This window comes from Actinoplanes sp. NBC_00393, assembly GCF_036053395.1.
GTDB lineage: Bacteria > Actinomycetota > Actinomycetes > Mycobacteriales > Micromonosporaceae > Actinoplanes.
Genome location: NZ_CP107942.1, coordinates 2,531,627 through 2,550,133, shown reverse-complemented (window position 1 = coordinate 2,550,133; position 18,507 = coordinate 2,531,627). Strand labels below are relative to the sequence as shown.

Genomic DNA, 18,507 nt, shown 5'->3' with positions numbered 1-18,507 from the left:
CATGGCCGGCACCGCACTGGTCACCGGCGTCAGCTCCGGCATCGGGCACGCGATCGCCGCCCGGCTGCTCACCTGCGGCCGGCACGTCGTCGGCGTCAGCCGGCGCAAACCCGACCTGCCCGAGCTGGGCTTCCACTGGATCGAGGCGGACCTGACCGATCCCGGCGCGGTCGAGCAGGTCGCCGCGCAGGCCGGGCACGTGGACGCCGTCGTGCACGCGGCCGGCGTGCAGCACAGCGCCCCGCTGGGCGAACTCGACCCCGGGCACGGCGCGCTGATGTGGCGCCTGCACGTCGAGGTGCCCACCCAATTGATCAACACCATCATCGGTACGCTGCCCGACCGCGCCCGGATCGTGCTGATCGGCAGCCGCACCGCCGCCGGAGTGGCCGGCAAGAGCCAGTACGCCGCCACCAAAGCCGCCCTGACCGGCCTGGCCCGCTCCTGGGCGATCGAACTGGCGCCGCGCGGCATCACCGTCAACGTGGTCGCCCCCGGCCCCACCGAGACGGCGATGCTCAGCGACCCGAACCGGGCGGCCACCCCACCGAGGGTGCCGGCGCTCGGCCGGTTCGTGCAGCCGGACGAGGTGGCCGGGCTGGTCGCCTTCCTGCTCGGCGACGACGGCGGCTCGATCACCGGGCAGCACCTGGTGATCTGCGGCGGGGCGTCGCTGTGACACCCCGGATGCTCGGCCTGGTCGCCGACGACCTGACCGGCGCCACCGACGCCGCCGTGCCGTTCGCCGCAGCCGGCTGGTCGGCGCACCTGCTGCGCAGCAGCACCGCCGCGCCCTCGCCGGCCGGCGACCGGCCGTGCCTGCTCGCGGTGGCCACCGGAGTGCGGGCGGCCGCCGACGATCGAGCCACCGCCGTGACCGCGGCAGCCGTCGGTGAACTGCTGGCCCGCGGCTGCGACCGGCTCTACCTCAAAGTCGACTCCACGATGCGCGGCTCGGTGGCCGCTCAGATACGCGGGGCGCTCGGCGCGTGGGCTCAGGCGTACCCCGGCGCGGTTGTTGTTGTCTGCCCGGCCTTTCCCGAGCAGGGCCGCACCGTCGTGGGTGGCCGGGTGCTGGTCCGCGGTATCCCCCTGGAACACACGGCCGCCGCGCAGGACCCGGTCACCCCGGTCACCACCAGCCTGCTCAGCGACCTCGTCGCCGGCCTGCCAGCCTCCGAAGCCGGCAGCGACGCCGACCTCGCCCGGGGCCTGGTCGCACTCGACGCCGACCTCCTCAGAGGCCTGTCCGCACCCGAGGCCGACCTCCTCCGAGGCCTGTCCGCACCCGAGGCCGACCTCCTCCGAGGCCTGTCCGCGCCCGACGCCGGCAGCGACGCCGACCTTGACGAGATCGCCGCGACGCTGGACCGGCACGGTCCCGGGGCGGTGGCCGCCGGATCCGCCGGGCTGGCGAGCGCCCTGGCCCGGCGATGGCCGGCCGCGAAGCCGGCACCGGACCGGCAGCGGCCGAGCACCTGCATCCTCGTCGGCGTCAGCTCCCTGCACCCGGTAGCCCTGAGCGCGCTCGCCCGGCTGCGCGACGCCCGGCCGACGGTCGACGTGATCACCACCCCGGCCGCCCGCGCCGACGCGGCCACCACCGCGGCCGGGTTCGGCGAGCAGGTGGCCCACCAGCTGAAACAGGCCCGGTACGACACCGTGGTGCTGGTCGGCGGCGACGGAGCCGCCGCGGCACTCGACCACGTTGACGCCGGTGCCATCACCGTCCACCGGGCCTTGGCACCCGGCGTCCCGCTCGGCACGATCTGCGGCGGCGCGGCCCACGGCGTCCGCGTCGTCACCACATCCGGCGGCTTCGGCAGCGCCGACTCCCTGGTCGACATCGTCGACCGACTCGGTACCACAGGAGGAAACACCCGATGACCTCGTCCCCCACCCCCCGCCCGGTGCTGGCCGTCACCCTCGGCGACGTCGCCGGCATCGGCCCGGAGATCACCGCCAAGACCCTGCTGCAGCACCCCGACCTGCGCGAACGCCTCGTCCCCGTGGTGATCGGCGACGCCGACGCGATGCGCGCCGGCGCCGAACGCGCCGGGCTCGACCCCGGCGCCGTCCGCGTGATCACCGACCCGCGGGCGGCCACCAACGACCCGGACACCATCGAACTGATCCAGACCGGCGAGTCCCTGGCCTCGGTCCCGGTCGGTGAGCTCAGCGCGGCCGCCGGCGACGGCGCCTACCGCTTCGTCGTCGAAGCGTGCCGGCTCGCCCGCGACGGCCTGGTCGACGGCATCGTCACCGCTCCGCTGAACAAGGCCGCCATGCACGCCGGCGGGCACACCTGGCCCGGGCACACCGAACTGCTCGCCCACGAGTTCGGGGTCCGCAACTTCAGCCTGGTGCTCTCCGCCGGCGACCTGTACTTCTTCCACCTCACCGCACACATGTCACTGCAGCAGGCGGTGGAGAACTGCACCCCGGAACGCTCCGACGACGTGTTCAACCTGGCCGGCGCGTTCGTGCGCGCCCTCGGCAAACCCGACGAGGCGATCGCGGTGGCCGGGCTCAACCCGCACGCCGGCGAGAACGGCATCTTCGGCCACCAGGACGCCGAGGTGCTCGCCCCGGCCGTGGCCCGCGCCCGCGAGCGGGGCATCAACGCACACGGCCCGATCCCGGCCGACGCGCTGATTCCGGCCGCTGTGCGAGGCAAGTGGAACACCGTCATCGCCTGCTACCACGACCAGGGGCACGCGCCGTTCAAGGCGGTCTACGGCGACGACGGCGTCAACATCACCATCGGGCTGCCGGTGGTGCGGGTGTCGGTCGACCACGGCACCGCCTTCGACATCGCCGGAAAGGGCATCGCCCGCGAGGCCAGCCTGGTGCTCGCCTGCGAACGCGCGGCCCGGCTCGCGCCCGGCTGGGACGACGTCTGGCAGGCCGCCTCCCGCAGCGTCACCACCACCGTCTGAGCGTCTCTTGAAGGGAATCGACATGACCACCACCGCGCTGGGTGTCCTGCGCCTGCCGCGTACCGTGCTGTTCGGACCGGGTCAGCGGCACGCCATCGCCGACGCCGTGGCGGGCCTCGGGCGTACGGCGCTGATCTGCACCGACGCCCGCCTGGCCGCCACCGCCGAACTCGCCGAGATCCGCAAGGAGATCGAGGCGGCCGGCGTACGGGTGGAGGTGTTCGCCGACACCCGACCGGAACTCCCGGTCGACGGTGTCCTCGACTGCGTGCGCGGGCTCACCGGGCACGGTGTCGACGTCGTCGTGGGCATCGGAGGCGGCAGCTGCCTCGACATGGCCAAGGCGGTGTCTCTGCTGCTCACCCACGGCGGCAAACCGCAGGACTACTACGGCGAGAACGTCGTACCCGGGCCTATCCTGCCAGTGGTCGCGGTGCCGACCACGGCGGGAACCGGGTCGGAGGCGACGCCGGTGGCGGTCTTCGCCGACCCGGACCGGGACATGAAGGTGGGCATCTCCAGCCCGCACCTGATCCCGCACACGGCGGTCTGCGATCCGGAGTTGACCCACTCCTGCCCGCCCGGGCTGACCGCACACTCCGGCGCCGACGCGCTGTCCCACCTGGTCGAGTCGTTCACGGCGGTGACCCGTACGCCCGACCCGCACCTCGCCTACGAGCGGGTGTTCATCGGCAAGTCGGCGCTGACCGATCATGTCGCTCTCAACGGCCTGGAACTGATGGGCCGCAGCCTGCTCAAGGCCTACCACGACCCGACCGACGTGGGCGCCCGGCACGACGTGATGCTGGCCGCCTTCGCCGGCGGTGTCTCCCTCGGCACGGCCGGGACCGCCGCCGCGCACGCCCTGCAGTACCCGCTCGGCGCGGCGACCCACACCCCGCACGGCCTGGGGGTCGGCACCCTGCTGCCGTACGTCATGCGCTTCAACCTGCCGGTGCGCGTGCGTGAGTTCGCGCAGGTGGCCCGCGCCCTCGGCGTCGAGGACGCCGGCCGTGACGAGGCCGCCCTGGCGCGCGCCGGTGTGGAAGCCGTCGACGCGCTGATCGACGGGCTGGGCCTGCCCCGCACGATCGCCGAGCTGGGCCTGCCGGAGTCCCGCCTGGACTGGCTCGCCCAGCAGGGCATGGGCGCCGCCCGGCTGGTGCAGAACAATCCGCGGCCGCTGGACCTGCCGGCGATGAGCGCCCTGGCCCGGGCCGCCTTCACCGGCGACCGCGGTTTCCCCGCATCAATCTGACCGTTGGTTCCGGAGCGCTGAATAAGGCGCTCGCCGTGGGGTAGCCATCAGTCGACGGATCGACCGGGACGGAGAACGCCGTGACCACAGCCCAATCCCCCGAGAATCTCCCCCTCGCCGCGGCGATCGCCGGGGAACGCAACGACACCGACGAGGAGACCAGGACCGGGCCGACGGTCGGTGCCGCCGACGCCGAGGCCGACGCGGCTCGCTCCGGCGCCGACGCCGACCTCACCGAGGCGACGCACGACACCGACGGCGTACCGGTCGGCTCCGCCGACGTGGAGGCCGACAAGCGCGCATCAGGCGCGTGAGTCGGCCCGGGCGCGCCCGGGCCGTCTTCCCCAGCGACCGCAATTTCGTCGCTTAGCAGACGCAGGCCACACAGGCAACCTTCACCGTCGGAGGTGCCCGGGAGCACCGGCCCTCCCCGAGGATGCGAGTGGCGGTGCATCCGACCGCCACCGTATCGGAGGAAGAGGACTGCTGTGCGAACGAAACTGCTGCGCCTGCTGGCCGCCGGGATCCTCGGGGCCGGTCTGGTCCCGATGGTGAACACGGCGCCGGCCAACGCCATCACCGACTACGCGTTCGGCCCGTTCGACCATCCCAGCGTGGACTGTGGGCAGTCGAAGTACATCTCCAGCATGGGCATCAAGTACTGGGCGTGCGCCTGGCACACCAAGAACAGCAGCGGCCACGGTCACGTGAAGACCGGCATCGTGATCCAGAACTACGGCGGCAGCACGCGTGGGGTCGTGGCCAACTGGGAGCGGTGGTACGACCTCGGGGCCTACTACGCGAGCAAGCACTCGCAGACGTTCGGCACCGGTGTCTCGCTGCCGGCGGGTGAGACGAAGACCCTGTGGGACTGGTACGAGTACGACACCGACCTGTACTACTCGTACTATTTCGGCACGCTGGGCAGGGTGCGGGTCGTCTCCGGCAGCACGACCCTGGCGACCGGCCCCTGGGCCTATTCGCCGCTCCAGTCCCACGGCGTGGGCTGCCGCGACGGCAACTCGACGGAGAACTGGGTGGACACCGGCCGTGGCTGCGACCTCTGAGCACCGGCAGACGCCATCAGGTCAGGGGCCCGGGGTGAAGCTCTGCCGGAAGGCGCCGACCCGGGCCACGTGATCACGCGTCTTCGGCGGTGGGCCGCCCTCCTCGACCACCCGTGTCGCCGACGTCCGGTAGGCCGCGGCGAGCAGCAGTCCCGGGTCACCGGGAACCTTGCTCAGCCGCGGCGCCAGGAAGCACAGGTAGCGGCCCATCGCCGGGATCGACACCTCCGGCGGGAACGGCGGCGCCGGCACCTCGTCGCGCTGTCCCTCGGGCAGGTAGAACCGCAGGACGGACGGGGTCCAGCGGGCGATGCCGTACTCGTCCTTCGCCGGATCGCTCAGGTTCGGATCGAAGTTGCTCTCGGCCTTCAGCATGGCCGCGATCAGCGCCGGGGTGATGCCGGGCTCGGCGCAGGCGGTGCCGGCGTCCACGATCAGCTCGCGGTACGCCACCGGGATGCCGGCGTCGGCGCGCAACAGATCGGCCCGGTACACCGTGGGTCCGGAGGGCGCCCGGTCGTCGAATGGCCCGGCGACCGCGACCCCGGCCACCGCGGCGGTCACGACAGCCACGGCCGCCGCAGCAGCCAGGGCGATCCGGCGCCGTCGCCGGCCGGAGGGGGCTCTGCCCGAGCGCAGTCTTCGGATCCGTTCCAGCAGCTCGGCCGATCCGTGCTGGGCCCGGGCGGCGTGCGTGGGCGCCAGGCAGTCCTGGATCAGCTCGCGCCACGGCTGCGGCAACGCGGGTGACAGCGCCAACGAGGATCCGCCGGCGGCGTACTCGGCCGCCGCCGCGAGCCGGGCCTGCGACGTCCCGCCCGGGAACGGGAAGGCCCCGGTGAGCAGCAGATGCGCGGTGATGCCGAAGGCCCAGACGTCGGCGCTCGGCCGGACCGCGATGCCGTGCTCGCCGAGCGACTCGGTCCAGCGCTCGGGCGGCACATAGTCCGGCGACGCCATCGGCGGCAGGTACGCGTGGGTGCCGTCGAACTCGCCGGCCAGGCCGAAGTCGGCGAGCCGAATCGAGCCGTCGGCCATCAGCAGCACGTTGGCCGGTTTGAGGTCACCATGCACCCAGTCGCGCCCGTGCAGGTAGGCCAGCGCGTCGCAGATCTCCTCCAGCAGCCGCTCGGCGTCCGGCACCGGCCCGCCCGCCGCCTGTTGCAGGCGATCGCGCAGGGAGGCCTCTGCACGTTCCATGACGATGACCAGTGCCCCGTCCAGCGCCGGGTGCTCCGGGTCGTCCACGGTCAGGATCTCCCGGGCCCGGACGAGGTGCGGGTGCGACAACTGCTCGTGGCCGCGTCGCTCGCGGGCCGCGACATCGGCCAGGTGGGCGATCTGGCGAGGGGTGAGCGTGCCGGTGGGCAGGAACTTCAGCGCCATCTCGGCCGCGTCGCCGGCACCGGTCGCCGCGTACACCGAACCCCAGCTGCCGCTGGCGATCGGGGCGGTGACGGTCCACCGGCCGACCCGGTATCCGGTCGGGACGTCGACGGCCCAGCCTCCGGTCGCGGTCACCGGGCCCGCCGCCGCGGTGGCAGCAGCCCCAGGTGACTCTCCTGGACGAGGTTGAACCGCAGGGCCGCCCGCACCAGGTGTTCCCGGCGGGAACCGGCCCTGGCCTCCGGTTCGGCCGTCCCGGCGGAGGGCGCGCGCAGCCGCAGTTTGCGGCGGGTCAGGTAGTCGATGTGGAAAGCCACCGCGTCGGCGGTGAGCCCGTCGCAGTCGGGCAGGTCGCGCAGCCGGGCGACCACCTCGGCGTCGGCCGGGATGTCGACCGGGGACTCGTCGCGCAGCCGCGGCTCGCAGAGCGCGACCAGGACGAGGAAGTACTTCGCCGTGACGTCCAGCGGGAACGCCGCCACGGTCGGCTCGCCGCCCGCCGGCCGGCCGGGCTCCTGGTCCAGATAGGTGTGCATGGGTGCGAAGACCTGGAACAACGCCGTCCCGGCGCCGTCGCGGGCGGGCAGCACGACACGTGAGATCTCGAACGGCACCGGTGCGCCGAGCCGCCCGGGTGGGACCTTGAGGAACTCGCCGCCACCCTCGGGGTTCTCGACCACGTAGGTGTGGTGCCGGCTGTAGTTGGTCAGACTCCAGTGGTCACCGGTGGCGGTGATCTCACCGGCCAGCCGGGAGACGGCCCGGTCGGGCAGGGCCAGCTCCACGTCGAGGCCCGGCCCACCCCGGCCGAACCGGAGTCGCTGCCCGGGCCCGAGATGGTGCTTACCTGCCGCGGCCCCCTCCTGTGGCACGGCAACGAGCACGGTGTTCACGTGCGCCCCCTCCGCCTTTCGTGCACGTTACGGACGAAGGGTAGTGATACACGTCAATTCCCGCCACCCTCAGCCCGGGGTGCCGTCGCCGCGGAGGCGGTTCAACTCGGCGAGGTACATCGCCTGCATCCGGCCGAAATGCCGGACCAGCAGCCTGATCTGCTCCACGCTGTAGCCCTCGATGAGCCGCTCCGCGTGCTCGGCGAACCGCTCGTACGGCCGCTCCAGCTCGGCGACCCGCTCCGGGCGCAGGGTGACGACCAGCCGTCGCCGGTCCGCCGGATCACGTTCGGCGGTGACGTAGCCGGCCTGCTGGAGCCGGCGCACCATGCTGGTCACGGCCCCGGTGGTGAGGTTGGTCCGCTCGGCGACCTGTCCCGCGGTGGCCGATCCGACGTCCGCCAGGAAGTCCAGGCACTCCAGGTCGCTCACGGTGATTCCCAGCCGGTCCGCGATGGCGTACCGGAACACCATGGACAGCCGGGAGGTCTCCCGGCCGGCGCGCATGAGGTCGGCGATCGCGGACGTGAGGGCCGGCTCATGGGGCATGCCCGCCATCATCCCTCGGGTACGGTGACCCGGTGCAGCCGAGGTAACAGGCGGGTCAGCACCCAGTGCGGTGCGGCCGCACCCCCGGTGAGACGGCGCATCAGCCCGGCTGCGGTGTCGACGGCGCGGAACGCGTACGGAACCATCTCTTCCTGATAGCCGGCGATCGCCTCCTCGACCGGCGTGCCGCCCGCCCGGGCCTCGACGAGCCGGCGGCCGAGCACGGCAGCGTCGCGCAGCGCGGTGTTACCGCCGTGCGCGCCGAACGGTGGCATGACGTGCACGGCGTCGCCCATCAACGTCGCCCGCGGCACCGTCCACTGGTGCGGGCGCCGGCCGGTGGCGAAGAGGTTGAGCACCGTGGCGTCCAGCTCCGCCGTGTCGACCAGCCGCCGGATGAGCGGGTGGAAATCCGTGCTCATCCGCGCGGCCAGGTCCCGCAACGCCAGCAGGTCACCGCGTACGCCGATCGGCACCTCATGCTGCTGCACCAGCAGCCCCCACATGACGTAGTCGTCGCCGGTGGGCGCGTACGTTCCCGGAGTCACGCGCGCGAACGCCTCCCGCGGGTTCTCCCCGAACCGCATGGAGGTGAAGAAGAAGGCGCGGCCCGGCTCATCGGCGATGGCCAGCACCCCGCTGGTACGCAGCGCGTCCGGGATGACCTCCTCGCCGTTGCGCCGCAGGGGCGAACGTCCGTAGACGCCCGCCATCGGGGTGCTCGCCGGGCCTGCGTCCGGTGTGAGCTGCGCGCGCAGTGCCGAGCCGACGCCGTCCGCGCCCACGACGACGCTCGCCGCGGCGGCCCCGCCGTCGGCGAACCGCAGCCGGAGCCCGGCCGGGCCGCCGCTGTCCACCGCGACGGCGGCCTTGCCGTAGTGGATGCGCCCCTCCAGCCCGGACATCAGGATCGATCGCAGGGTCAGCCGGTCGACCTGGCGGGTCGCGTGCGGCTCGTCCTTGAAGGTGATGGTGAAGGCGTTCCGCAGGCGGCTGTCGGTGAAGCGCAGGTGCCCGCCGGGCTCGTCGCCGGTGGTCAGCGCCAGCCGGTACAGCGGGCGGGGCAGGCTCTCGCGCAGCGCCTGCAGCCCGTACCGGTCGAGGATGATCCGGTAGCCCTGCTGCCGGATGAAGGGGCCCAGGTCCCGCTCGTAGACGTGCACGTCGATGCCGGCGCGCATCAGGTACTGGGCGAGGCAGAGGCCGGAGAGACCGGCGCCGGCGATCGCCACCGAGAAGTCCGTCGATATGACCACGCGATTATCTTAATGACTAAGATAATTTGGGCAAGACCGCCGACGTGCCACCCTCCCCCGGCGTCACCTGACGGCGGGAGCCAGATCAGTAGGCCAGATACCAGAGCTGGTTGCCCAGGTCGTCGTTACAGGGATACGACAAGATCGGCGAATTCATCGTCGCCTGCTGATACGTCGTCAGGCAGTGGTGGTTGTAGACCGGCCGGATCCAGTACCTGATGAAGGTCCCGCTGTTGTAGACCACCTGCAGCCGGAACATCTGCTGCCACCCGTTGTGGCAGTCCCAGACCTGCATCGGAACCCCGAATTGACTGGTCACCCCGTCACGGACGTCGAGACACTTGTTCGTGTTGTAGCGCGGCTTGATGCGCCAGGCCGCCACGCTGTTCACGGTCCCGATGCTGACCAGCTGGAACTGCTGGTTCCACGGCCCGTTCTGGCAGGCGTACTGCTGCACCTTCTGGCCGTTCGGCGCGTTCGACAGCTCGACATCCATGCAGTTGCCGGAACTGTCGCGAAGGTAGACGAACCGGCCGGAGACTGCTTTCGATCCGACGTTCGTCCACGGCGTCGCCTGCGCCGGGCCGGCCGGTATGAACACGCTCGCGACGAGCGACAACAGCAGCACGGAAAAGGCGCCGAACAGCCGCCGCCTCAGCAGGACACTCATGACATGCTCCCCCGTTTGATTGACGTATGTACATCCGTCTTGCTCGGGGTCAGGTTAGTCACCCGCAGGCAGGCCCACATCGTTCGACCGGACAGGAGGACCACCCCACCTGCCCGGAAGGGTGACTAGGTGGCCGACGCAGCGCTGGAGCCGAAGTCGACATCGACCGATGAGGCGCCACGCAGTGTGGCGAGCTGCTCGGCCTCGGCCAGTAGTGGCTTCCTGCTCCGCGCCGGCAAGGTGCCGAACGAGGACACGGTCATGGTCAGCTTCCGCCCGCTCTTACGCGAACGCCAGACACCGGCGATCTCGCCGTCCACAAGCACCACGCCCGGGGCGCCGACAGCCTTCCACACGTCCCGATGATGCTGCTTGTCGACGACGGTCCCGCGGTCACGCAGCTGTGTGTAGGGATCCCGAGGCGGAAGCAGCCGTACCCCCTTGGGCATCGTTGCTGACCGCAACCCATCGAGATCCTCGGTGAGAATCCACGTCCTGCGGCCGAACGAGACCTCCGTCATCTCATCCTCGACCAGGCTCCACCAGGGGCCGGCGTCGCCGGGACGGACGCCCAGCCAGGCGGCGAAGTCCGCTCGGGTCGACGGACCGTAACAACGCAGATATCGGCGAAGCAGCTCGGCGCGCGCGGATTCCGGGTCGGTGTCCGGGATTGGATCACTCAACCACTCATCGACCAGCACGAACGGCGCCTGGTTCCCATCGCGTGGCGCGAAGCAGACCACTTTCTGCAAAGTGAGGATACGGATGCAGAAGTGCACGACGCCTTCGCCGAGCGGTTGTCCAGCGGCATAGGGACCCTCCTTCTGCCAGATGTCGCGTTGCTTCCTCGACAACTTGCCGGCGATCCGCTCAGCGAGCTCTGCGCCGAGCTCGTCGATGGCCAGTCGGCGTCCGGTCAGGACATCGCCGATCTCGGCACCGGCCAGCGCGACGGCGTCGGTGAGCTCCAGGCCGAGTTCGTCCACCGACGGCCCCGCCCCGAGAATGAAGTGGCGCATCGCCTCCTCGGTCGGCGGCAGCACGCCGGTCGTGAATACCGCTGCCTCAGCGGCCGGGACGTAGAACGGCGACCCGCGCATGCACCAGCTCTGCAGCAGGCTCTTGTCCTCGGCCACCGCCGCGTCGAACCGATCCTGCGAGAGGTTGCGCACCCGGGCGTGCAGGGCCGCCAACGCCGACCCGGGCGGGCTGTTCTGGATGCCGCACGCTCCGGCCGCTTCGAGCAGCCCCTGCTTGCCCAAGCGTTCGTCGAGATGCTGGGCGTGCAGGCGATACGCGATGACGTCGACTCTGGAGACCTTCACCGCCATCGGCTCAGCCTATCCAGGCAGCTCTTCGAGCTGTTCCTCGGCTGCGGCACGTCCGACATGACATATCCGTCGAACCAGCGTTTCGCCGCGCAGGCCGAACAGTGCGGGTGGCAGCCGACCGTCGCGTTCGACGAGGGAGATCACGACTGGGCGTACTGGGATCGGGGCATCGCCCGGGTGCTGACCTGGCTCACTCCTCCGGGGAAGTAGGCCGCCACGTGCTCGCCCATTTCTCCAGCGGGGCGAGGGTGTCGAGCAGGGCGCGTCCCTGCTCGGTCAGCTGGTAGCCGCTGTCGGTGCGCTCGAGGATCGCGGCGTCGCGCAGCTCGGCGAGGCGTTCGGTGAGCACGCTTGAAGAGACGCCGTCGCAGCGCTGTTGCAGCGCGCGGAACGTCGGGACCGGGTCCTCGCGCAGCTCCCAGAGCACCCGAAGGGTCCATCGGCGGCCGAGCAGATCCAGGATCGCCATGACCGGCCGCCCGGTCCGGGAACCACGGACCGGGCGGCCCGGCAGCGGTGCGGGTCGGGGCATGCCTACTCCCTCTGCGCTTCTCTTTCCGAAGCACCGATGCTAGCGTACGGGCATGCTTCGGAATCCGAACCACACGCGGGTGCCGCTGGTTTCGCCGCCGCATGACGACGACACCGCCGCTGCCCTGGAGAAACTCGGTCCACCGCTCGCCCTGTTCCGGGCCTTCGCGGTGCGGCCCGCCCGGGCCCACGCGATCCACGGGTGGGGCAGCTACTACCTGTCGCGGCGCAGCGCGCTGTCGCTGCGGCAGCGCGAACTCGTCATCGACCGGACCACGGCGCTGTGCGGGGCCGAGTACGAGTGGGGCATCCACATCGCGGTGTTCGCCTCGAAGGCGGGGCTGACCTCCGACCAGGTGCGGTCGCTCACCGCGGGCGCCGCGACCGATACCTGTTGGACCGACCCGGCCGACCGCGCGGTGATCGCGGCGGTGGACGCCCTGCATGCCCGCAACGACCTGGATGACCTGGAGTGGGCCGCGCTCGCTGAGGCCGTCGGCCCGGACGGCGCCGTCGACCTCATGCTGGTCTGTGGCTGGTACCACGCCATCTCGTACGTGGCCCGCGCCGCCCGCCTGGCTCCGGAGCCCGGCTCACCGGCCTTCAGCGAGTACGGCCGATGAACGCTTCCGATGCCTCGGCGATCATGCGGTGGCCCTGGGCCTCGAACTCCTCGATGCCCTGCGCGTAGGCCCAGCAGGCGGTGGCAATCGCCTCACGCATGCGGCTGCGATGCCAGCCGTCCGCCGCGCGCGGGTCGGAACCGTAGCCCGCCATGAACGCGGCCTCGAGTTGGGGGCCGGTGCGGAACTCTTGGGCATCCAGCCGGTTCAGATCGGTGAACGGCGGGCGCAGCGCCGCCCGGCCGAAGTCGATGATGCTGACGACGCCGTCGTGGATCAGCCAGTTCCGGGGCTGCCAGTCCCCGTGGGTCGGCACGACGGTCACGGGCGGCGTCGGCCAGGCGGCGATCATCCTCTGGAGTCGCTCCACGGTGGTTCCGGCGATCCGGTGCGGGCCGGCCAGCAGCTTCAGCGACTTCTGGTTCTCGCGCCGTTCATAGTCGTCGTCCGCTTGACTCGTGTGGGCGTGCAGGAGGGCGAGCAGTTCGCCGGCCTGGCGGTAGGCGCCGGGATCGCCGACCTGCTCGGCGTCCAGCACCAGCTCGCCCGGCAGGTAGGTGGTGACGATCAGCTTGGCCCGGCTGTCGTGATGCAGCAGGAGCGGCGCTCGCCCCAGGCTCGTCCACGGCTCCAGCCAGTGCAGGTGGGCGCGGATCTCCCGCTCGATGTGGTGATCGGCGGCGCCGCCCGCCTTGACGATGAACCGCGACCCGGCCCGGGCCATCTCCAGGACGGTGGTCTCCACGACGCCCCAGCTGTGGTCCTGCTCGACCGCCGCCCCGGGAATCCACTCGTCGAGCAGACGTCGCTGTTCTTCGGAGAGCTTTCCGAGCGCACCGCCCACAGCGGCATCCTAAGCCGCCTCCTCAACCGCCGGCGCGCATCCTCCTTTCGCCCGCCGCCTCTTTCTCCCGCCGCCCGCTTGCAGCCAGCGCCCGGTCACGCTGCCCGGCTGGCCGTCACGGTCGTTTCCCGCTCGCCGAAACAGCCGTGGAAGCCAGCCGGACTCCCCTGGCTGGCGCTCACGGTCGTATCCCGCCCGGTGGTGGATCGCCAGGCAGCCGTAACTCCCAGCCGGGCGACCCACGAGGCCGGTTCGCGAGGGCCGGCTGGGAGCTGTGGCTTCTTCCGGTGGCCCGAAAGGTGCGCAGCTCCCAGCTGGATGATCGAGAAGGCGGAAAACCGGGGCCCGGCTGGGCCTTGCGGCTATCGCGCTGCCCGCGGCTATCGCGCGATCGGAACTTCACGAGGCCGGCGGCCGCGACCGGGGCTGCGTTGTTTGGCCGCGAAGCGGCCGCCGGTCATCATGGCTGAGCGGCAGAGTGGCCGCCGGTCATCATGGCTGAGCGGCGGGCGGTCGCTGGGCGTCATGGCTGGGCGGGTGACGGTGAGAGCTCGGCGGCAAGCGTCGGAGTGGCGGTGGCCTGGCTGTCGCGGCGGGTGAAGGTCATGATCCAGTTGACCGGGGACCAGGTGGCGCCGGCGTCGTAGGAGAAGTCCTGCTCCCAGCGGGCCGAAGTTGCGGTGATCGCGGACCAGCGGTAGCGGACCAGGGTGGGCCGGCCGCCGATCGTGTCGTCGCCGAGGAAGATGCCGGTGCCGTCGGTGAAGCGGCCCTCGACCGGCGGATCGAGTTTGCCGGGCCGGGTGGTGGAGGACCACCAGATGCGCCAGCGGTCGGCGGCCGGGTCGTACAGCCGCAGGCTCATGCCTTCGAACGCCTGGCCGCCGGGGAGCGTCGCCGACACGGTGTCGACGTTGCCGGCGCCGTCGAGCACCGGTCGCGCCTCGCAGAGGCCGTCGAACTCCACCCACTCGGTGCACTCGGGGTCCAGGGTGTCGGTGACCTTGCGGTGGTGCACGTTCCACTCGCCGAACAGGAAGTCGAAATCGTTCATGCGGGGACCGTAGCGGCGGGCTGTGTCAGAACCTGTCAGGGTTGCCGTGCATGATCGACGACATGACCGCGGGCCGTCTCCTGTCGATGTTGCTGCTCCTGCAGACGCGTGGACGGCTGTCCGCCGGGCAGCTGGCCGAGGAGCTGGGTGTCTCGGTGCGTACCGCGTACCGGGATCTGGCTCGGCTTCAGGCGGCGGGCGTGCCGCTCTATGCCGAGACCGGTCAGCACGGCGGGTACCAGTTGGTCGAGGGCTATCGCACCCGGCTGACCGGGCTGAGCGGCGGCGAGGCGCGGGCGCTGTTCCTGGCCGGGCTGCCGGCGCCGGCGGCTGATCTGGGACTGGCCGAGGAGGTGGCCGCGGCGAGACTCAAGCTGCTCGCCGCCTTGCCTGCCGAGCTGCGTGATGAGGCTGCGCGTACCGCTGCGGTGTTTCACCTGGACGCGCCGGGGTGGTACCAGGAAGCGCAGGTGCAGCCGTTCCTGACCCTGCTCATGGACGCTGTCGTGGCGCAACGGGTGGTCGACGCCGAGTATCGCCGCTGGCGGGCGCCGCAGGAGGTTCGGCGGGTGCTTCACCCGTACGGTCTCGTGTTGAAGTCCGGGGTCTGGTATCTGGTGGCCGCGAGCGGCGCCGGCAAGGTCTCCACCTACCGGGTCGCGCAGCTGCGGCGGGTCGTGGTGACGCCGCAGCAGTTCCAGCGGCCGGGCGGCTTCGATCTGGCCGCGCATTGGCATGCCTACCTGGCCGACTTCGAGGCCCGCCGGTTCACCGGCGAGGCTGTCATCCGGCTCTCGCCGCAGGGCCGGGAGCGGCTCGCCGACCTGGCCGATCAAGCGGTGCTGCGGGCGGTGGAGCAGACTGCAGGCGAACCGGGGCCGGACGGGTGGGTGCGGGCGACGATTCCGATCGAGAACGTGCGGCACGCCTGCCAGGAGCTGCTCCGGTTCGGCGCCGACGTGGAGGTGATCGGCCCGGAGCCGTTGCGGCAGGCACTGGCCGACATCGTGCGGGAGCTGGCCACCCGGTACGCCTGAGGGCGCATTCGAGCTCTTCAAAGAATGGGCGCGGAAGCGTTCGGGAATTGCAGGGAAATTACGCGCCGCGGGCTTCTTCGGGGGTGTGGAGTTCTATTTTCTCCTTGCGGACGGTGCCGGTTACGGTTTCCTCGCCGCGGACGGTCTGTTTGGTCAGCCGGACGTGTTCGACGGGGACTGTCTCGGTGCTCACCACGGGGCGTTGCTCGTGCAGGGTCACGGCCCCGCCGGGCTCTTCAGAATCCGCCTCTTCGCCCAACGGGACCTGCTCCAGGCGTACCTCTTCGCGGGTCACCGGAACGGTGATCTGCCGTTCTTCGGTGACCAGATATCTGCGCAACCGCACCTTGGCGGCCGGCTCGCGGCGGGTGCCGGTGACCAGCCGCTCCTCCGACCGGGTCATCGCATCATCGTCCGAGGTCAGCCCGTAGTGGGCAGACAAACGGTCGGCGTCGTCCTGCTCGAGGGGACCGCCGGCGGAAAGCAGCGGCGCCTGCCGGATCCGGGCCTGTTCGACCGCCACGGTGAGCCGGCCGGCGTCCAGGTGCGCGCCGTGCAGCGGCACGAACGACTCCTGGAAACTCAGCGATCCGGTCCGGACAGTCACCCACAGCGGGTCGCCGCTGTGCGGGTCGAGGTAGACCTGGCCGACCGCACCGATCCGGTCGCCCGCGCTGTCGTACACCTCGGCGCCGTTCAGGACGCCGAGATCGTCCTTTGTGATCACCGTTTTCCCCTCCATGAATACCGCTCCGCCGCCTCGTTACCCGCGATACCGGCGGTATCACCTGCGCGGTGAAGATTTTCCTTGTCATGGGTGAAAGACTCGGATTCTTCGAATGTTCCTGCATGGCCGAAAATCCGGTGGGTAGTGGTGGGGCGTACCGAACGAAAGGAGACCCCCTGATGATCACCATCGACCAGATTCACACGCTCTCCGGCCGCAACGTGTACGACCCCGAGGGCGACAAGATCGGCAGCGTCGGCCAGATCTGGCACGACGGCACCGGCCGGCCATCCTGGGCCAGTGTCAACACCGGACTGTTCGGCATGAACGAGTCGCTGGTCCCGCTGGACGAGGCGGACCTGCAGGGCGACCGGCTCGTGGTGCCGTTCGACAAGGCGAAGGTGAAGGACGCGCCGAACGTGGACGCCTCCGACGACGAGCCGCTGCTGCGCGACGACGTCGAGCGGCTGTACGAGTACTACGGCATGAGCTGGGCGGACAGCTCAGAGGCATACCAGGCCGGCGCCGCCGCCGGGGACGCCAACTACCGGCGTACGACCACCGGGGACACGGACGTCACCGGTGCGGACGCGATGACCCGCTCGGAGGAGCGGCTGCAGACCGGCACCGAGCGCGAAGAGGCCGGCCGGGCCCGGCTGCGCAAGTACGTGGTGAGCGAGCAGCAGCAGGTCAACGTGCCGGTCGAGCGCGAGGAGGTGCGCCTCGAGCGGGAGCCGATCACCGAGGCCAACCGTGGCGCGGCCTTCTCCGGGCCGGATCTGACCGAGTCCGAGCATGAGGTGACCCTGCACGCCGAGCGGCCGGTGGTCGACACCGAGACCGTGCCGGTGGAGCGGGTGCGTCTCGGCAAGGAGAGCGTCACCGACGAGGAGACCGTCAGCGCCGAGGTGCGCAAGGAGCGCATCGAGGCCGACCTGCCGCACGAGCAGGGCCGCCGGACGGTCGACTGACCGGGTCTGCCCGAACCGCTGGCCGGAACCGTCGCGTCACGCAGTGGTTTCGGCCAGCACGCATATGGCCAGCAGATGCAGGGACGGCCATGAGGCACGATGCCAGCCGGCCTTCGTCTCGTCGGCGCTCCAGCCTTTGGCGGTGACGGTGTCGGCGACCCCGTCCGCGTAGGCGGCGAGGGTGTCCGGGCGTACCCGGCCGATCGTCTCTCTGATCTGCGCGACGTGCTGATCCACCGCGGCGGCCAGGCCGGGCACCAGGCGCATCGCCTCCATCCCGGCGGCGCCGAGCTGATGCGTCCACTGCGCCAGCGACAGGCGCGCCGCCGCCAGCACCGCCTGACGGGTCTGCTGATCCATCTCCATGGGGAGCGACCGTACACAACGTCGTCCCCGTTCTATGGTCATTCCTGTGGGTGACTTCGCGGCTCGGCCGATCATCGTGGACTGCGACCCGGGGCACGACGACGCGCTGGCACTGCTGCTGGCCGCCGGCGACGCCCGGGTACGCCTGCTCGGCGTCACCACGGTCGCCGGCAATCAGACGCTCGAGAAGACGACCCGGAACGCGCTGAAGGTCCTCGCGCTGGCCGGGGTCACCGGCGTCCCGGTCGCGGCCGGCTGCGACCGGCCGCTGGTCGGCGAGCTCACTGTGGCCGAGGACATCCATGGGGCGTCCGGGCTGGACGGGCCGGAGCTGGACGTACCGGTCGGCGAGCTCGCGGGCGTGCACGCGGTCGAACTGATGCGCCGGCTGATCGCGGACTCGGCCGAGCCGGTCACGCTGATCGCCACCGGGCCGCTTACCAACGTCGCCCTGCTGCTGCGCAGCCACCCGCCGGTCGTGCCGCGCATCAGCCGGATCGTGTTCATGGGCGGCTCGACGGAGCGGGGCAACACCACGCCGTACGGGGAGTTCAACATCGTCACCGACCCGGAGGCGGCCGACATCGTGCTTCGTTCCGGAGTGCCGGCCACGATGATCGGCTTGAACGTCACGCACCAGGCGCTGGCGACCGACGAGATCATCGCCGAGTTCCGCGGGCTGGGCACCCGGCTGGGTGACATGTGCGCGGAGCTGATGACGTTCTTCGCGAGCACGTACCGGCGGGTGTTCGGCTTCGAGCATCCCCCGGTGCACGATCCGATCGCCGTGGCGCAGGTCATCGACGCGTCGATCGTGCGCACGGTCACGGCGCCGGTCGCGGTTGAGCTCGTCGGGACGTACACCCGTGGTGCCACCGTCGTCGACCTGCATCGCCGCTCCGGGCGCAACCCGGAGGCGGACATCGCGGTAGGTCTGGATGTGGACGCCTTCTGGCGTCTGCTGATGTCCGCGGTGCGCACGCTCGGTCGGTAGCATCGGCGTCC

22 protein-coding genes are annotated in these 18,507 nt (G+C 71.2%); 11 read left to right on the top strand and 11 right to left on the bottom strand.

Annotated features, from left to right (window positions below):
• The first annotated feature begins 1 nt into the window (after window position 1).
• From OHA21_RS11800 to OHA21_RS11775, 6 genes are all read left to right on the top strand, one after another.
• Window positions 2–679, top strand: a complete 678-nt coding sequence (locus tag OHA21_RS11800; RefSeq protein ID WP_328473171.1) for an SDR family NAD(P)-dependent oxidoreductase — start codon at window positions 2–4, stop codon at window positions 677–679.
• Complete coding sequence (locus tag OHA21_RS11795; protein WP_328473169.1) at window positions 676–1,887, top strand: four-carbon acid sugar kinase family protein; 1,212 nt, start codon at window positions 676–678, stop codon at window positions 1,885–1,887. Before OHA21_RS11800 ends, OHA21_RS11795 begins: the two co-directional genes overlap by 4 nt.
• Window positions 1,884–2,939: a 4-hydroxythreonine-4-phosphate dehydrogenase PdxA gene (gene pdxA, locus OHA21_RS11790; RefSeq protein WP_328473167.1), complete on the top strand. Its 1,056-nt coding sequence runs from the start codon at window positions 1,884–1,886 to the stop codon at window positions 2,937–2,939. Before OHA21_RS11795 ends, pdxA begins: the two co-directional genes overlap by 4 nt.
• Window positions 2,940–2,961: 22 nt before the next feature.
• On the top strand, window positions 2,962–4,197 hold the full coding sequence (locus OHA21_RS11785) for an iron-containing alcohol dehydrogenase (RefSeq protein WP_328473165.1): 1,236 nt from the start codon (window positions 2,962–2,964) through the stop codon (window positions 4,195–4,197).
• A gap of 80 nt (window positions 4,198–4,277) precedes the next feature.
• Window positions 4,278–4,511 carry a hypothetical protein gene (locus OHA21_RS11780; protein ID WP_328473163.1) on the top strand — a complete coding sequence of 78 codons (234 nt, stop codon included), beginning with the start codon at window positions 4,278–4,280 and terminating at the stop codon, window positions 4,509–4,511.
• Between the two features lie 174 nt (window positions 4,512–4,685).
• A complete protein-coding gene (locus tag OHA21_RS11775; protein WP_328473161.1) occupies window positions 4,686–5,264 on the top strand; it encodes a hypothetical protein in 579 nt (192 codons plus the stop codon).
• Between the two features lie 21 nt (window positions 5,265–5,285).
• Here the strand turns inward: OHA21_RS11775 and OHA21_RS11770 are convergent, their stop codons facing one another.
• The 6 genes from OHA21_RS11770 to OHA21_RS11745 form a co-directional block, all read right to left on the bottom strand.
• On the bottom strand, window positions 5,286–6,785 hold the full coding sequence (locus tag OHA21_RS11770) for a protein kinase domain-containing protein (RefSeq protein ID WP_328473159.1): 1,500 nt from the start codon (window positions 6,783–6,785) through the stop codon (window positions 5,286–5,288).
• On the bottom strand, window positions 6,782–7,543 hold the full coding sequence (locus tag OHA21_RS11765; RefSeq protein WP_328473157.1) for a serine/threonine protein kinase: 762 nt from the start codon (window positions 7,541–7,543) through the stop codon (window positions 6,782–6,784). Before OHA21_RS11765 ends, OHA21_RS11770 begins: the two co-directional genes overlap by 4 nt.
• Window positions 7,544–7,612: 69 nt before the next feature.
• The gene (locus OHA21_RS11760) at window positions 7,613–8,092 is read right to left on the bottom strand and encodes a MarR family winged helix-turn-helix transcriptional regulator (RefSeq protein ID WP_328473155.1); all 480 of its coding nucleotides are present in this window, start codon (window positions 8,090–8,092) and stop codon (window positions 7,613–7,615) included.
• 8 nt (window positions 8,093–8,100) lie between these two features.
• A complete protein-coding gene (locus OHA21_RS11755; protein WP_328473153.1) occupies window positions 8,101–9,348 on the bottom strand; it encodes an FAD-dependent oxidoreductase in 1,248 nt (415 codons plus the stop codon).
• A gap of 85 nt (window positions 9,349–9,433) precedes the next feature.
• On the bottom strand, window positions 9,434–10,018 hold the full coding sequence (locus OHA21_RS11750; protein ID WP_328473151.1) for an RICIN domain-containing protein: 585 nt from the start codon (window positions 10,016–10,018) through the stop codon (window positions 9,434–9,436).
• Between the two features lie 125 nt (window positions 10,019–10,143).
• On the bottom strand, window positions 10,144–11,349 hold the full coding sequence (locus tag OHA21_RS11745; RefSeq protein ID WP_328473149.1) for a winged helix DNA-binding domain-containing protein: 1,206 nt from the start codon (window positions 11,347–11,349) through the stop codon (window positions 10,144–10,146).
• A gap of 57 nt (window positions 11,350–11,406) precedes the next feature.
• Between OHA21_RS11745 and OHA21_RS11740 the strand changes: the two genes are divergently transcribed.
• Window positions 11,407–11,559, top strand: coding sequence for a hypothetical protein (locus OHA21_RS11740; RefSeq protein ID WP_328473147.1), 153 nt, complete (start codon window positions 11,407–11,409; stop codon window positions 11,557–11,559).
• Here OHA21_RS11740 and OHA21_RS11735 read toward each other — a convergent pair.
• A complete protein-coding gene (locus OHA21_RS11735) occupies window positions 11,540–11,881 on the bottom strand; it encodes a winged helix-turn-helix transcriptional regulator (RefSeq protein WP_328473145.1) in 342 nt (113 codons plus the stop codon). The two genes, OHA21_RS11740 and OHA21_RS11735, sit on opposite strands and share 20 nt — an antisense overlap.
• A 52-nt stretch (window positions 11,882–11,933) precedes the next feature.
• On the opposite strand from OHA21_RS11735, the gene OHA21_RS11730 reads away from it, so the two are divergent.
• The gene (locus tag OHA21_RS11730; protein ID WP_328473143.1) at window positions 11,934–12,503 is read left to right on the top strand and encodes a carboxymuconolactone decarboxylase family protein; all 570 of its coding nucleotides are present in this window, start codon (window positions 11,934–11,936) and stop codon (window positions 12,501–12,503) included.
• Here OHA21_RS11730 and OHA21_RS11725 read toward each other — a convergent pair.
• Window positions 12,484–13,347, bottom strand: coding sequence for a phosphotransferase family protein (locus tag OHA21_RS11725; RefSeq protein WP_328473141.1), 864 nt, complete (start codon window positions 13,345–13,347; stop codon window positions 12,484–12,486). The genes OHA21_RS11730 and OHA21_RS11725 overlap by 20 nt on opposite strands.
• Before the next feature lie 523 nt (window positions 13,348–13,870).
• Complete coding sequence (locus OHA21_RS11720; RefSeq protein WP_328473140.1) at window positions 13,871–14,401, bottom strand: hypothetical protein; 531 nt, start codon at window positions 14,399–14,401, stop codon at window positions 13,871–13,873.
• Between the two features lie 50 nt (window positions 14,402–14,451).
• Between OHA21_RS11720 and OHA21_RS11715 the strand changes: the two genes are divergently transcribed.
• Window positions 14,452–15,438 (top strand): helix-turn-helix transcriptional regulator, encoded by a 987-nt coding sequence (locus OHA21_RS11715; RefSeq protein WP_328473138.1) that lies wholly within the window; start codon window positions 14,452–14,454, stop codon window positions 15,436–15,438.
• Window positions 15,439–15,496: 58 nt separating this feature from the next.
• On the opposite strand, the gene OHA21_RS11710 is transcribed toward OHA21_RS11715, so the two are convergent.
• Window positions 15,497–16,165: a PRC and DUF2382 domain-containing protein gene (locus OHA21_RS11710; protein WP_328473136.1), complete on the bottom strand. Its 669-nt coding sequence runs from the start codon at window positions 16,163–16,165 to the stop codon at window positions 15,497–15,499.
• Window positions 16,166–16,344: 179 nt separating this feature from the next.
• Here OHA21_RS11710 and OHA21_RS11705 point away from each other — a divergent pair, with 179 nt between their 5' ends.
• Window positions 16,345–17,136: a PRC and DUF2382 domain-containing protein gene (locus tag OHA21_RS11705; protein WP_328473134.1), complete on the top strand. Its 792-nt coding sequence runs from the start codon at window positions 16,345–16,347 to the stop codon at window positions 17,134–17,136.
• A 36-nt stretch (window positions 17,137–17,172) separates the two neighbouring features.
• Here the strand turns inward: OHA21_RS11705 and OHA21_RS11700 are convergent, their stop codons facing one another.
• On the bottom strand, window positions 17,173–17,502 hold the full coding sequence (locus tag OHA21_RS11700) for a DUF6401 family natural product biosynthesis protein (protein ID WP_328473132.1): 330 nt from the start codon (window positions 17,500–17,502) through the stop codon (window positions 17,173–17,175).
• A gap of 46 nt (window positions 17,503–17,548) precedes the next feature.
• Here OHA21_RS11700 and OHA21_RS11695 point away from each other — a divergent pair, with 46 nt between their 5' ends.
• A complete protein-coding gene (locus tag OHA21_RS11695) occupies window positions 17,549–18,496 on the top strand; it encodes a nucleoside hydrolase (RefSeq protein ID WP_328473130.1) in 948 nt (315 codons plus the stop codon).
• Window positions 18,497–18,507: the final 11 nt, after the last annotated feature.